13 protein-coding genes are annotated in these 14,123 nt (G+C 39.9%); 7 read left to right on the top strand and 6 right to left on the bottom strand.

Annotated features, from left to right (window positions below; all coding sequences use genetic code 11):
- The first annotated feature begins 203 nt into the window (after positions 1-203).
- Positions 204-812: a superoxide dismutase gene (locus QHT84_RS00900; RefSeq protein WP_283237651.1), complete on the top strand. Its 609-nt coding sequence runs from the start codon at positions 204-206 to the stop codon at positions 810-812.
- Positions 813-1,421: 609 nt separating this feature from the next.
- Here the strand turns inward: QHT84_RS00900 and QHT84_RS00895 are convergent.
- From QHT84_RS00895 to purN, 4 genes are all read right to left on the bottom strand, one after another.
- Positions 1,422-3,320 (bottom strand): amidophosphoribosyltransferase, encoded by a 1,899-nt coding sequence (locus tag QHT84_RS00895; RefSeq protein ID WP_283237650.1) that lies wholly within the window; start codon positions 3,318-3,320, stop codon positions 1,422-1,424.
- A 78-nt stretch (positions 3,321-3,398) separates the two neighbouring features.
- A complete protein-coding gene (locus tag QHT84_RS00890; RefSeq protein WP_283237649.1) occupies positions 3,399-4,325 on the bottom strand; it encodes a PfkB family carbohydrate kinase in 927 nt (308 codons plus the stop codon).
- Positions 4,326-4,414: 89 nt separating this feature from the next.
- A complete protein-coding gene (rnhA, locus tag QHT84_RS00885; RefSeq protein ID WP_283237648.1) occupies positions 4,415-4,894 on the bottom strand; it encodes a ribonuclease HI in 480 nt (159 codons plus the stop codon).
- A gap of 9 nt (positions 4,895-4,903) precedes the next feature.
- Complete coding sequence (gene purN, locus QHT84_RS00880) at positions 4,904-5,473, bottom strand: phosphoribosylglycinamide formyltransferase (protein ID WP_283237647.1); 570 nt, start codon at positions 5,471-5,473, stop codon at positions 4,904-4,906.
- 179 nt (positions 5,474-5,652) lie between these two features.
- Between purN and QHT84_RS00875 the strand changes: the two genes are divergently transcribed.
- From QHT84_RS00875 to QHT84_RS00850, 6 genes are all read left to right on the top strand, one after another.
- Positions 5,653-5,889 carry an acyl carrier protein gene (locus QHT84_RS00875; RefSeq protein WP_007137004.1) on the top strand — a complete coding sequence of 79 codons (237 nt, stop codon included), beginning with the start codon at positions 5,653-5,655 and terminating at the stop codon, positions 5,887-5,889.
- A 179-nt stretch (positions 5,890-6,068) separates the two neighbouring features.
- Positions 6,069-7,322 carry a beta-ketoacyl-ACP synthase II gene (fabF, locus tag QHT84_RS00870; RefSeq protein WP_283237646.1) on the top strand — a complete coding sequence of 418 codons (1,254 nt, stop codon included), beginning with the start codon at positions 6,069-6,071 and terminating at the stop codon, positions 7,320-7,322.
- 8 nt (positions 7,323-7,330) lie between these two features.
- On the top strand, positions 7,331-8,071 hold the full coding sequence (rnc, locus tag QHT84_RS00865) for a ribonuclease III (RefSeq protein ID WP_283237645.1): 741 nt from the start codon (positions 7,331-7,333) through the stop codon (positions 8,069-8,071).
- Positions 8,072-8,186: 115 nt separating this feature from the next.
- Positions 8,187-8,669 (top strand): IPExxxVDY family protein, encoded by a 483-nt coding sequence (locus QHT84_RS00860; protein WP_283237644.1) that lies wholly within the window; start codon positions 8,187-8,189, stop codon positions 8,667-8,669.
- Between the two features lie 5 nt (positions 8,670-8,674).
- On the top strand, positions 8,675-10,105 hold the full coding sequence (pyk, locus tag QHT84_RS00855) for a pyruvate kinase (RefSeq protein ID WP_283237643.1): 1,431 nt from the start codon (positions 8,675-8,677) through the stop codon (positions 10,103-10,105).
- Positions 10,106-10,147: 42 nt separating this feature from the next.
- Positions 10,148-10,903, top strand: coding sequence for a Bax inhibitor-1/YccA family protein (locus QHT84_RS00850; RefSeq protein ID WP_283237642.1), 756 nt, complete (start codon positions 10,148-10,150; stop codon positions 10,901-10,903).
- Positions 10,904-10,958: 55 nt separating this feature from the next.
- Here the strand turns inward: QHT84_RS00850 and dinB are convergent, their stop codons facing one another.
- Both dinB and QHT84_RS00840 read right to left on the bottom strand, forming a co-directional pair.
- Positions 10,959-12,047, bottom strand: a complete 1,089-nt coding sequence (gene dinB / locus QHT84_RS00845) for a DNA polymerase IV (protein WP_283237641.1) — start codon at positions 12,045-12,047, stop codon at positions 10,959-10,961.
- 3 nt (positions 12,048-12,050) lie between these two features.
- Positions 12,051-14,078, bottom strand: coding sequence for a recombinase (locus QHT84_RS00840; RefSeq protein ID WP_283237640.1), 2,028 nt, complete (start codon positions 14,076-14,078; stop codon positions 12,051-12,053).
- Between the last annotated feature and the right edge of the window lie 45 nt (positions 14,079-14,123).

Here is a 14,123-nt window from a genome sequence, read left to right as displayed (position 1 = left end):
TAGCCCCGATGGAAGCGGCATCCTTTTGTTTTGTTCCGAGCACCGTCGAGGGGCAAAACAAAAGATACAGCGAACAGCGGGAAACAGCTTCCAAAAGGAATATCGATTTTAATTATTTGTTAATTGGAAAATAGAATTTTCATTTCCGAAGTTAAATGTATAAATTTGAATTCATTTTAATACTAACATAAAACAAAAATATTATGGCTTTTGAATTACCATCATTACCTTATGCATACGATGCTTTGGAACCTCATATTGACGCCAGAACTATGGAAATTCACCATACGAAGCACCATAACGCTTATGTGACGAATGTAAATGCGGCGATTGCCGGAACGGATATGGAAGGTAAAACCATAGAAAACATTTTGATTAATTTGGATATGACTAACATGGCTGTTCGCAACAACGGTGGCGGTCACTACAATCACAATTTGTTTTGGCGAATTATGTCGCCTAACGGTGGCGGAAAACCAACCGGCGAATTGGCCGAAGCGATTGATGCCGCTTTTGGTTCGTTTGAAGAATTTAAAGCGCAGTTTGCTAAAGCGGGTGCAACCCGATTTGGTTCGGGATGGGCTTGGTTGTGCGTACACAAAGGCGGAAAGTTAGAAGTGTGTTCTACACCCAACCAAGATAATCCGTTGATGCCGGATACCGGTTGCGGAGGCTTTCCTATTTTAGGAATGGATGTTTGGGAACACGCGTATTATTTGCACTATCAAAATCGTCGTCCGGATTATATTGAAGCATTTTTTAATGTGATTAACTGGACAGAAGTAGCTCGTTTGTACGCTACGGAAAAATAAGTCAAAATAATTTTTTTGATGTTTCAGGCCGGTCTCGTTTATCAAATGAGATCGGTTTTTTTTATAGGGGTATAAAAAATAAACAGGCGGAATTGCTTCCACCTGTTTGCCCCAAATCTACCATAAACTTAACCTACACTAAATACTATGGTAAAGCAAATCTAATAACATCTTGCAGAAAAATGTACTTTTTAACTTAAAATATATTGGAATGATAGGCAAATGAGAGTGAATTCTGTTTTTTTGATGGGTTTTCAAGATGGCTGAAAATAAAAAAGGTGAAAATTTCTCTTCACCCTTTTTGCCCCAAATCTACCATAAACTTAACCTACTAATGCTATGGTAAAGTCAAATGTAGGTGAGTTAGTACTGGCTAAAAAATAAAATCGCTGAACGGCAAGTTTAATCGTTGAAATTTTTTGCTGATTTTCAGAGGGAAAGAAAATAAAAAAGGTGAAGTAAAACTTCACCCTTTTTGCCCCAAATCTACCATAAACTTAACCTACTAATGCTATGGTAAGGTCAAATGTATGTGGTTTAACAAATTGAAAACAAAAAATTTAGACGAACGGCAACAAAAATCGTTTAACAACCAAAAATGTTAAAATTTTAGTACGCACGTGCATCTTTTCCTTCATAAAAATTCATGAACGCTCTGTTAACCACGCGATTACCTCCCGGTGTCGGATAGTGACCGGTAAAGTACCAATCGCCCAGATTTTTCGGACAGGCAACGTGTAAATTATCAACGGTTTGGAAAATGATTTTAACTTCGGCATTGATATCGCCCGGATGCAACAGTTCAGCAATTTTGTCGGAAATCTCGGTGTCGGCAAACGGCGCATAGATTTCATTGACATAGTTCACCACTTCGCGGTCTTTTAGTTTTTCTTGTGCTTTGCACTTTTTGTAGACTTCATCCACAATATGGTATAGATTGCGTTCTTTCAGTAAGGCAATGGCAGCACGAAAAGCAATTAAGCCTTCCAGTTTCGCCATATCGATACCGTAACAGTCGGGATAACGAATTTGAGGTGCAGATGATACCACGACTATCTTTTTCGGGTTCAAGCGGTCCATCATTTTCAGGATGCTGTTTTTTAAAGTCGTTCCGCGAACGATACTGTCGTCTATAATCACCAAATTGTCGGTGGGTTTAATCACACCATAGGTAACATCGTACACGTGAGCTACCAAATCATCCCGGCTGCTGTCCTCGGTGATAAAGGTGCGCAGTTTGGCATCTTTAATGGCAATTTTTTCGGTGCGAATTTTAACCGAAAGAATTTCCTCGAGTTTTTCACGGGTCAATGTTTTACGATGGTCTAAAATGTATTGGTTTTTGCGATGATTCAAAAAATCATTAGCCGATTCAATCATGCCGTAAAACGAAGTTTCGGCCGTGTTGGGAATATACGAAAACACGGTATTGTCGGTATCGTTGTCGATGGCCTCGAGTACTGCCGGTAAAATCAATTTGCCTAATTGTTTTCTCTCTTGATATATCTCGGCATCACTGCCGCGGGAAAAATAAATGCGTTCAAACGAACACGCCTTTTTTTCGGTTGGTACTATAATTTCCTGTTGCGAAACCAGTCCGTTTTTTTTGATGATTAAAGCATGACCGGGTTGGAGTTCCTGTACTTTTTCGAAAGCCACATTAAAAACCGTTTGTATAACCGGTCGTTCCGAGGCTACCACGACAATTTCCTCATCTTCGTAAAAATACGCAGGACGAATTCCGGCCGGGTCGCGAAACACAAAACTGTCCCCGTGGCCCAATAATCCGGCCATAGCATAACCACCGTCCCAACCTTTGGAGGCGCGTTTTAAGATTTTGGCAATGTCTAATTTTTCGGCAATTACCGGAGAGGCTTCTTGTTTCGATAAGCCGTTATTTTTACATTCCTGATACAAATCGGTTACTTCATCATCTAAAAAGTGACCAATTTTTTCCATTACGGTTACCGTGTCGGCCATTTCTTTGGGATGTTGGCCCAATTCTACCAAACTGTTAAAGAGTTCAGTGACATTGGTCATGTTGAAATTACCGGCTACAATCAGGTTGCGATGCATCCAATTGTTTTGACGTAAAAACGGATGCACACTTTCGATGCTGTTTTTGCCGAACGTTCCGTAGCGAACGTGACCCAAAAACAATTCTCCTACATACGGGATATTTTCTTTTTGCAGTGCTACGTTGTCGTTGTATTCCGGATGGTGTTCGAGCGCTTCGTTGATACGGTCATTGATTTGCGCAAAAATATCCTGTATCGGCTGCGCTTTGTTGGAACGCACGCGACTGATGTAGCGTTCCCCGGGGTCGACATCAAATTTGATGGAAGCAAATCCGGCGCCGTCTTGGCCGCGGTTGTGTTGTTTTTCCATCAGTAAATACATTTTTTGAATGCCGTAAAAAGCAGAACCGTATTTCTCTTTGTAAAAAGCCAACGGTTTTTTTAATCGTAAAAGGGCAATTCCACATTCGTGTTTAATGGCGTCGCTCATAAGTGTTGTTGTGTTGTTGTAAGTTGTGTGTTATCGGGTATTTAAAACAAAAATGCCCCGAAATTTCGAGGCATAAAGTTATTGTAATTCTATTTCAAATTGTGTTAAAGATTTGAATTGTTTCAATCGTTCGTTCACTTCTTCTTTGGTGAGCTCGAGCATTCTTTCGGTTCCGAATTTCTCTACACAGAAAGAAGCCAGGTTAGAGCCTTGGATGATAGCCGTTTTCATGGTGTCGAACGAAATATCACCTTGTTGTGTGATAAAGCCTGCAAAGCCACCGGCAAAGGTATCTCCGGCTCCGGTAGGATCGTAAACATCCGCTAATGGTAAAGCCGGCGCAAAGAAAATGTGTTCGTTGTGAAAAATTAAGGCACCGTGTTCCCCTTTTTTAATCACCACATATTTTGGCCCCATAGTATGAATTTTAGCCGCGGCTTTTACCAAAGAATATTCTCCCGACAACTGACGTGCTTCTTCGTCGTTGATGGTAATCACATCTACACGTTTGATGACGTCTAACAATTCCGGTAAGGCACAATCCATCCAGAAATTCATCGTGTCTAAAACTACCAATTTCGGTTTTTGTGTCAATTGATTTAATACGCCGGTTTGTACAATAGGGTGTAGGTTTCCAAGCATCACCACATCGGCATCTTTAAAATGATTCGGAACAATCGGATTAAAATCGGCTAATACATTCAACTCGGTAGCCAACGTGTCTCTCGAATTCATGTCGTTGTGATAACGGCCGCTCCAAAAGAACGTTTTACCGCCTTTCACGATTTCTAAACCCGAAACATCAATGTTTCGAGCGGTTAATAAATCGATATATTCTTGCGGGAAATCGTCGCCTACTACCGAAACAATAGCCGATTGCAAGTTAAAATACGAAGCCGATAAACCAATAAAAGTTCCGGCACCGCCAAGGATTTTGTCGGTTTTGCCAAACGGCGTTTCGATAGCATCAAAAGCCACTGTTCCGACTATAAGTAATTTGTTCATTCTTAGGGTTTCAAATTAAAGGCGCAAAGATACGGCTAAAGTTTCAGAGTTGCAACCCAGAAGTTTCTCGGTGAAGTTGCAAAGTTTTATCAGAGTAGTTTTTGCTCTTCTCTTTCATAAAAAGCATCAACAGAAAGTGTTGGTAAACCCGAAGCATACACCGCTAATTCATCACAGCGTTCGTTTTGCGGATGGTTGTTGTGGCCTTTAATCCATTTGAAATCTACCTGATGCCGGCGATATACTTTGAGGAATCGTAGCCACAAATCCGGATTTTTTTTGCCTTTGAAGCCGATTTTTTCCCAACCGAAAACCCATTTTTTTTCTACGGCATCCACCACATATTTGGAATCGGAAACCACCAGAACTTTCATGTTAGGTTGTTTGAGTTTTTCCAAGCCTACAATCACAGCCAGTAATTCCATTCTGTTATTGGTGGTATGGCGAAAGCCTTCGTAGAATTCTTTGCGATATGGTGTGCCTACCATCTCCATCACGACGCCATAACCTCCGTTTCCGGGGTTTCCTTTGGCAGCGCCGTCGGTATAGATGTGGACTTGGTGACTCAAGGTTTCGGGTTACGTGTTACGGGTTAAAATTTTTTCTATAGTCTTCGGGAAATGGTTATGTTCTAACTCGTGTACTTTGGCCGCTATTTCTTCCGGAGTTTGGCAATCTTCGATGGTCACCGAAGTTTGAAAAACAAATTCTCCTTCGTCATAATGCTCGTTCACGTAATGAATGGTGATTCCGGTTTCTTTTTCGTGATTTTCTAAAACCGCTTGGTGTACATGCATGCCATACATGCCTTTACCACCGTATTTGGGCAATAAAGCCGGATGAATATTGATGATTTTGTTCGGATATTCAGCAATAATGTGCTCCGGAAATTTGAGCAAAAAGCCGGCCAATACAATCAAATCGGGGTGCAAAGCATTGATTTTCTTCAAAACGAATCCCTCGTTGAGCTCTTTTTTGTCAAAAGTAAAAACAGGAACTTTGTGTTGTTGCGCTTTTGCTATAACTCCGGCGTGTGTATTGTTTGAAAAAACCCCTACTATCGAAACCGTTTCACGGTCTTTGAAGTACTGAATGATGTTTTCAACATTGGAACCGTTTCCGGAGGCAAAAAGCACAATTTTTTTCATTTGTCCTGCTAATTTTTCAGAGTACAAAGAAAAAGAATATTTGCGCTATTTTGAGGCATGTAAATGCAAGATTTTGAAATTATTTTTTTACTTTCGTAATCATATTTAGTAACAAAAACGTTGTTATAAAATAAAGTTTTTTATTTTTGCCAACAATTTAAAATTAAAAATTAGAAATTATGTCAGACATTGCATCAAGAGTTAAAGCGATTATTGTAGACAAATTAGGCGTTGACGAAAACGAAGTGGTAACGGAAGCAAGCTTCACCAATGATTTAGGCGCTGATTCATTAGACACTGTTGAGTTAATCATGGAGTTCGAAAAAGAATTTGATATTCAAATTCCGGACGACCAAGCAGAAAACATTGCTACTGTAGGTCAAGCTATTTCTTATATCGAAGAAGCTAAAAAATAATAAATAAATTACCCGTGAAGAACCTGTTTTTTCACGGGTTTTTATTATTTTTATCAAATGAATACACTTTGATTGTTATTCAATCTTAAAAATATTGAAAATACCCTTGTCTCTTTAATGATTTAATTTGAAGAAAACATGGGTATTATTTGTTTAAATACAATTGTAAATCATACATTATGGCATTAAAGCGAGTTGTAGTAACAGGTTTAGGCGCGTTAACCCCGATAGGTAATTCAATTGAAGAATATTGGGATGGTTTGGTTAACGGAAGAAGCGGCGCAGCACCTATAACTTATTATGATACTGAAAAACACAAAACCAAGTTTGCCTGCGAAATCAAAAACTTCAATGTTGAGAATTATATTGACCGTAAAGAAGCTCGCAGAATGGACAAATTTGCTCAATATGCCATTGCTGCCAGCGAGGAAGCCATTAAAGACGCCGGAATTACCAACGATAATGTAAACAAACAAAGAGTTGGTGTTATTTGGGGCGCCGGTATCGGTGGGTTGGAAACTTTCCAAGAAGAAGTAATGAGTTATGCGGCCGGAGACGGAACACCGCGATTCAATCCGTTCTTCATTCCGAAAATGATTGCCGATATCGCGCCGGCCCATATTTCGATGCGAAACGGGTTTATGGGACCTAATTATACCACGGTTTCTGCCTGTGCTTCTTCGGCAAATGCCTTAATTGATGCCTTTAATTATATCCGTTTAGGGATGTGTGATGTTATTATATCCGGTGGTTCGGAAGCGGCAGTAACCATTGCCGGTATGGGCGGATTTAACTCGATGCAAGCCTTATCCACCAGAAACGACAGCCCGGAAACAGCATCCAGACCATTTGATGCTACCCGTGACGGATTTGTTTTAGGAGAAGGAGCAGGCGCTTTAGTGTTAGAAGAATACGAACACGCCAAAGCCCGAGGCGCAAAGATATATTGCGAAATCGGTGGTGGTGGAATGTCTTCTGATGCATATCATTTAACGGCTCCACATCCGGAAGGAATCGGAGTGATAGCCGTAATGCAAAATTGTTTGAATGATGCCGGAATGACACCCGAACAAGTAGATCATATCAATACTCACGGTACATCGACACCATTAGGTGATGTGGCCGAGTTGAAAGCTATTAGTGCTGTTTTTGGTGACCATGCTAAAAATATCAACATCAATTCCACTAAGTCTATGACCGGACATTTATTAGGTGCGGCCGGAGCCATAGAAGCCATAGCCTCCATATTGGCTATGAAGCACGGGATTGTTCCTCCGACAATTAATCATACGGTTGTGGATGAAAACATAGATCCAAGCCTGAATTTAACCTTGAACAAAGCCCAAAAAAGAGAAGTAAAAGTGGCGATGAGCAATACTTTTGGTTTTGGCGGTCACAACGCTTGTGTTTTGTTCAAAAAAATTGAAGCGTAATTAGTTAGATGAAAATTCTAAAAAAAATATTTAAAAATTCCCGTTCGTCACAGGACGGGATTTTTTTTACTGAAATTGAAGAAGTAATCGGCTTCAAGCCCAATACGATTGCCTACTATGAAAAAGCATTTACCCATAGATCAACCAATCGTACCGATGTAAAAGGGAATCCGCTTAATTACGAACGACTTGAATTTTTGGGCGATGCCATGTTGAGCGCTGTAATTGCTGCCCATTTGTATAAAGAAGCTCCGGCCGGTGACGAGGGTTATTTGACTAAAATGCGATCAAAAATCGTGAGTCGGGAACACCTCAATGAGTTGGGAAGAGATTTAAATTTAATCCGATTTGTGGATAGTAAAGTGCCTACCCAACACTTTGGGGAGAACATTCACGGCAACATTTTTGAAGCCTTAGTGGGTGCCATTTTTTTGGATAAAGGCTACGATTTTTGCCAAAAATTTATTCAAAAGAGGGTTATCATTCCTTATGTGGATATTGCGAAATTGGAGGGAAAAGTCATTAGTTATAAAAGTCTCCTGATTGAATGGTGTCAGAAAGAGAAAAAGTCTTTTCATTATGATGTTTTTGATGATAACGGTAACGACGGGCAAAAATATTTTGGCGTTAAACTAAGTATCGATAATAAAATTGTGGCCAAGGCCAGAGCTACTTCCAAAAAGAAAGCCGAAGAGAAAGCCTCCCAACGCGCCTATTTTGCATTTCAGGAAAAAATTAACAAAAAATAATTCAGATTCTCAAAAAACTATAACGTTTTCGTTCATAAAATAACGTTAACACAAACTGTAGTTGGTGATAATCTGTGTTAGATATGTTATATTTACAACTTAAATTGCAATACTTATGCAAGTTCACAAGTTGACTTTAGATGAATTTGACGAAATTGATTATCAGTTGATAGCCATTCATTCTCCTTTAGAAGATTACCGTTTGGCGTATTACCTCAATCAAAATTTGCCGATTAATTTAAAAAAGAGTCCCTGTGACATACTGATTCGTGATAAAGGTGGCGAAACACAGTTTACCCGTTTCGTTTTTGAGGATACTAAAGATATTGCCTGGAGTTTGGTTCAAAATCAAAACGACGCTTATATCCCGTCGGTCAATACCAATCAGGGATTGTTTGCCGACAGCTATGATTTTTCCTCTAAAATTTATCTAATTCCCGAATTTAAAAAGGTGGATTACTTTCTCAAAATAGAAAATGGAGAAGTAGCTGTAGACACCGGTAAAATTACCAATAGTATCAAGAAAATCAATAGAGTCAGTACGGTATATGCCGTTGATGTAGAAAAAATAAAATCAAAAAATAATTTAATTTTTTAAAGATAATGCCAACAAGGAAAAAAACGAAAATTGTAGCCACTTTGGGTCCGGCTTGCAGCACAAAAGAAGTGATTAAAGATATGATTGATGCGGGCGTAAACGTATTTCGAATCAATTTTTCCCATGCCGATTATGCCGATGTAAAAGAAAGAATTGATATCATTCGCGGTTTAAATGACGAGTATGGTTATACCACCGCCATTTTAGCCGATTTGCAAGGCCCAAAACTTCGCGTAGGAGTGATGAAAGAAGATGTGGTGGTAAATCCCGGCGACATCATCACGTTTCAAACGGCCGAAGATGTTCCCGGAACCAAAGAGCGTGTGTATATGAATTACTTGTCTTTCCCGCAGGATGTTAACCCCGGGGAAAGAATCTTGTTGGATGACGGAAAACTAATTTTTGAAGCTTTAGAAACGAATGGTACTACCGAAGTAGTATGTAAAGTAATCCAGGGCGGACCGTTGAAATCTAAAAAAGGAGTCAATTTACCGCAAACCAAAGTGTCGTTGCCGGCTTTGACCAAAAAAGACATCAAAGATGCCTTATTTGCTATAGAGGAAAAAGTGGATTGGATTGCGCTTTCTTTTGTAAGAACACCAAAAGACTTGGAAGAGTTGCAAGATTTAATTGCGCAAAATTCCGATCATAAAATTCCGATTGTAGCCAAGATTGAAAAACCGGAAGCGGTGGAAAACATCGATAAAATTGTGGCTTTTTGTGACGGATTGATGGTAGCCCGTGGCGACCTTGGTGTCGAAATTCCGGCGCATGAAGTGCCATTGATTCAGAAGAAATTAATCCATCGAGCCAAAACAGCACGTATTCCGGTAATTGTAGCCACCCAAATGATGGAAACCATGATTACCAGTTTAACGCCGACACGTGCTGAGGTAAACGACGTAGCCAATTCGGTTATGGACGGTGCCGATGCCGTGATGCTCTCAGGAGAAACTTCGGTAGGGAACTATCCGGTGGAAGTGATTGAAAAAATGACCCAAATTATCGAAGCTGTCGAAGATTCACCGTTAATTGTCGTACCGCAAAATCCACCTCACGTAAGAACCAAGCGATTCATCACCAAATCGATTTGTTATCATGCGGCTATCATGGCCAATGAAATTAAAGCCAAAGCCATTTCTACCTTAACCAACAGTGGTTATACAGCCTTTCAAATTTCGGCTTGGCGCCCGCAAGCGCATGTTTTGGTTTACACGTCAAACAAACGCATTTTGACGCAATTAAACTTACTTTGGGGCGTGAATGCGTTTTACTATGATAAGTTTGTCAGCACCGATGATACCGTGGACGACATCAATCAAATGGCTAAAGAAAAGGGTTACGTGAAAAAAGGCGATATGATGATTAACTTAGCTGCGATGCCGGTGGCCGATAAAGGAATGGTAAATACATTACGCGTTTCGGAAATAGATTAAATTTAGTACATTTAGGCCATTAATTTTAAATACAAAAACGATATGAATTCAAACAACCCGTTTTTCAAAACAAAATCATTCAAAGACAACAACGAAGCAACGCATGATGCGGTGATTATCGATTACAATCAAACCATGACGGTGTCCGGAACCATCAATAAAAGTTTCTTGATGTTGATTTTGTTGATTGCCAGTGCAGCCATCACTTGGATGATGACACTTAACGGTCAAAACCCAATCGCACTTACTTTAGGTGGTGGAATCGTTGGGTTTGTTTTGGTGCTTATCAGTGTGTTTAGACCGCAATATTCTACATTTTTAGCACCGGGATATGCCATTTTTGAAGGCTTATTTATCGGTGGCCTTTCGGCTATTTTTGAAGTCATGTATCCCGGAATTGTCATTCAGGCTGTGAGTTGTACGTTTGTTACTTTTATGGTGTGTTTTGGCTTGTATAAATACGGTGTTGTAAAAGTAAACGACCGATTCCGATCGGTAGTGGTAGCGGCTACTTTAGCCATTGCTACCTATTATTTAATTTCTTGGTTGTTGTCTTTATTTACCAGTTTTGAGCCTATTCATTACGGAAATTCGATGATCAGCATCGGCATCAGTGCTTTTGTAATTGTGATTGCCGCCTTGAACTTATTTTTAGATTTTGATCAAATTGAAAAAGGCGCAGCGCAACGTTTGCCAAAATACATGGAATGGTATGGCGCTATGGGCTTAATGATTACTTTAGTTTGGTTGTATATCGAATTCTTGAGATTGTTATCAAAACTATCGAGCAGAGATTAATTGCTACAGCTATAATACATGAAAACCGACCCATAAGGTCGGTTTTTTTATGGGATTAAAATTCAAATTTTAACTGAACCACCACGGTTTTTTTGACTTCCGTATTGAGATTATTCAACGAAATCCCCAACAACCGAACGGATTCTTTCATCCGTTCCTGAAACAAAAGCTCTTTAGCTGTTTCGAGAAGCAATCCTTTGTCGGAAATAAAGTAAGGCAAGGTTTTACTTCTTGTTTGGGTTGTAAAATCACTGTATTTGATTTTAAGAGTTACTGTTTTTCCCGAGATATTATAGCGTTTTAATCGGTTTTCCAATTCGGCCGCAATGCGTTCTAATTTCGCCACCATAAAAATTTCCGAAGTCAGGTTTTCGTTAAAGGTGTGTTCGGCCGCAACTGATTTGGCAGTTCGATTAGGTTTTACGGGACTATTGTGAATGCCGCGCACGATATGGTAAAAATGCAAGCCGCTTTTGCTGAAATGTTCTTCAAGGAATTCTTTCGATTTCGCTTTCAAATCTTTTCCCGTAAAAATGCCCAAATGGTACATTCTCTCGGCGGTAACTTTCCCGATACCATAAAATTTCTTGATGTCTAGATTTTCCAAAAAGGGTTCTACTTCCTCGGGATTGACGGTTTTTTGTCCGTTGGGTTTGTTATAATCACTCGCCACTTTGGCCACAAATTTATTCACCGAAATACCGGCGGAAGCCGTTAACCCGACTTCTTCAAATATTCGTTTTCGGATTTCCTGTGCGATTAAGGTCGCACTCGGATTCCCTTTTTTATTTTGGGTAACATCCAAATAGGCTTCGTCTAATGATAAGGGTTCGACCAAATCAGTGTATTCGTAAAAGATGTTTCGAATTTTTTTAGAGATTTCCTTGTAGCGGTCAAATCGGGGTCGAACAAAGATTAAATCCGGGCAATTGCGTTTGGCCTGAACACCGCTCATGGCCGAGCGAACGCCGAATTTTCGCGCTTCATAACTGGCCGCCGAAACCACGCCGCGCACTTCACTCCCGCCAACAGCTAAGGGTTTTCCCTTGAGTTCGGGATTGTCCATTTGCTCTACCGAAGCATAGAAAGCATCCATATCAATATGAATGATTTTTCGCTGTAGTGGTTTCTCTTCAGCTTCCATGGGTTATTTATTGTTTACCGGAAAAAAGAAAGCTAAGGGATTACTTTTAAAATACATCCACGTTGAACTAAACAAAAAACGCAATTCCGAAAGCGGAATAGCACGCGAACGAAAAGCCAATCCTAACGACAAGGAAAAACTAACCATAAAGTTGACAAAGCCAATCACCCCGATGCCGATGATTCCCCAGATGATGGTTGGTAAATCGACAAAAAATTCGGCGCCGTACAATCCTAAGGCAAAATTACCACTGGCAAAGGTAATGTGTCGAATGTCTAAATTTAAGCCCAAAAAAATCCCTACCGAAGCCATACTGCCTAAGAAAACACCAAACCAACCGTTAGAAACCACACCCGGCCAGTTGTTTTCAAACCATCGGGCAATGGCGTTGGTTTTGGTTATCCCTAAACTTTGCTTCAAAACCGGATGTTCTTTGATGCGGTAATACACTTTGTTGTATTTGTTTTTATTGGAAACATTCCCCGAGATAATTCCGGATAAAAACAAAAATACACCGGCTATAGCGGCATGGAAAACGGCGGCGGAAGTCACCGGTGATAAATCATTCAATAATTTTGACGACTTTTCAAAAGCAATATTATAATCGAATAACGTATCGATAGCCCAAATTCCGAATAGAGCTACCGGAAAAGCCATAAAAACATTACCCACAAATGCAATGAATTGCGATCGAAACAATCGCGCAAACAATTGAGCGAAGGAGTGGTGTTTGTTTTGATTTTTGGAATGTTTTTTCATACCACTCTCCAACGCTTTGGTAAGCGTAGCAGCGGTCATGGCCGGTTGTTTGGTGGCTAAAGTAAAACCCAAGAGAAAAATGGCAATAAAGCCTATAGCATAATTCAAACTGTAATAAAAAGCATGTCCGAAAGCACTGGTGTCAATCTTAGAAAGCAATAGTTTAATAACACATAAAATACCCACAATAAACCCGCCGCCTACTGCCGCTTTGAACATCGAGAAATATTCCTTTTTGCTCTCTGTGATATAGTGTTCACCTGTTTTGGCCGTATGTTGGGTAATCTCGTACGAAATGAGTTGGGTGCTTTCGTTAATGAGTTGGCGAATATTGTTTTTATAACAATTGTATTTGATTAATCGGAGCAGTAAATGAATGGAGTTGTTTTTTTGGTCCGAATCCTTGTTTACGACAAGCGTTTGGATGAGCACTTTGATGCGATACAACTGTTGTCGGATACGGAGCAAGCTTTGATTGACTTTAAGCGAAATCCCGAATTTAGAGCTGTTTCCGAATGCCTTATCCACATATTCTTCACATTGTTTGTGCAATATGATAAGCTGTTTGTAATGCAAATCTTCTGAAGTGACATAGTGATGGGAACTGTTTCTGATGTGATGAAGCATCAAATTGAGTTCGTTTTCAAAAGCTAAAAACGGACTTTCCAAATCGTCGTATTCGGGCACCATATTGATGACATCGGTTTCCATCGCTCTACCGCTCATGCGTTGCGAAATCATTCCCATGGCATCCATCACTTCAGAAAGCACCGAATCTTCATCGACCGATTGGTAAATAGAGTCAAAACCAATCATCTCAAACAGTTGTTGCAATTCTTCAAACGGAATTCGGGCAATCCAAAGCGGGTCGGTACTTCTGAAAAAAACCTGATTCAACACAAATTCCAAAGTGTTTTTGGCAGGCTGAAACGGTAAAATTTTAGCAAAAATACGCTTCTTAACTTCGTACATAAAATCGGAATCTCTCAAAATTCCGATATCCGAAAGCATTCTGCTGAATTTTCTTTGCGCTACTAAATCGGTAATATACCTTTTCAGAATGACACGTTTTTCGGGATGATTTTCGAGGTATTGCAGTAGTGAGCCGATGGATAAGGCGGTTATCGTTTTGGGGTTTGCCGGTCTGAAAAAATGAACCAAATCGACCAAAAAAAGCAGGGGATCGTTAGGCTTGTAATGACTTTCATGAAAATAAATGTCAAATACATCTTCAACTGTATTGATGTTGGTTTTATGGCGAATGAACTTCATCGGCGAATAATTTTGCAGTTAAGATTTACGTAAAAATACAATTTC

The organism is Flavobacterium sedimenticola (genome assembly GCF_030053345.1).
Lineage (GTDB): Bacteria > Bacteroidota > Bacteroidia > Flavobacteriales > Flavobacteriaceae > Flavobacterium > Flavobacterium sedimenticola.
Note: the sequence above shows the minus strand (reverse complement) of the source record. Positions and strands in the feature narration are given on the sequence as shown.

Bases quoted from the DNA above. Each gene is read 5' to 3' on its own strand.
- QHT84_RS00900 (WP_283237651.1), top strand. From the start codon at position 204: ATGGCTTTTGAATTACCATCATTACCTTATGCATACGATGCTTTGGAA.
- QHT84_RS00895 (WP_283237650.1), bottom strand. From the start codon at position 3,320: ATGAGCGACGCCATTAAACACGAATGTGGAATTGCCCTTTTACGATTA.
- QHT84_RS00890 (WP_283237649.1), bottom strand. From the start codon at position 4,325: ATGAACAAATTACTTATAGTCGGAACAGTGGCTTTTGATGCTATCGAA.
- purN (WP_283237647.1), bottom strand. From the start codon at position 5,473: ATGAAAAAAATTGTGCTTTTTGCCTCCGGAAACGGTTCCAATGTTGAA.
- QHT84_RS00875 (WP_007137004.1), top strand. From the start codon at position 5,653: ATGTCAGACATTGCATCAAGAGTTAAAGCGATTATTGTAGACAAATTA.
- fabF (WP_283237646.1), top strand. From the start codon at position 6,069: ATGGCATTAAAGCGAGTTGTAGTAACAGGTTTAGGCGCGTTAACCCCG.
- rnc (WP_283237645.1), top strand. From the start codon at position 7,331: ATGAAAATTCTAAAAAAAATATTTAAAAATTCCCGTTCGTCACAGGAC.
- QHT84_RS00860 (WP_283237644.1), top strand. From the start codon at position 8,187: ATGCAAGTTCACAAGTTGACTTTAGATGAATTTGACGAAATTGATTAT.
- pyk (WP_283237643.1), top strand. From the start codon at position 8,675: ATGCCAACAAGGAAAAAAACGAAAATTGTAGCCACTTTGGGTCCGGCT.
- QHT84_RS00850 (WP_283237642.1), top strand. From the start codon at position 10,148: ATGAATTCAAACAACCCGTTTTTCAAAACAAAATCATTCAAAGACAAC.
- dinB (WP_283237641.1), bottom strand. From the start codon at position 12,047: ATGGAAGCTGAAGAGAAACCACTACAGCGAAAAATCATTCATATTGAT.
- QHT84_RS00840 (WP_283237640.1), bottom strand. From the start codon at position 14,078: ATGAAGTTCATTCGCCATAAAACCAACATCAATACAGTTGAAGATGTA.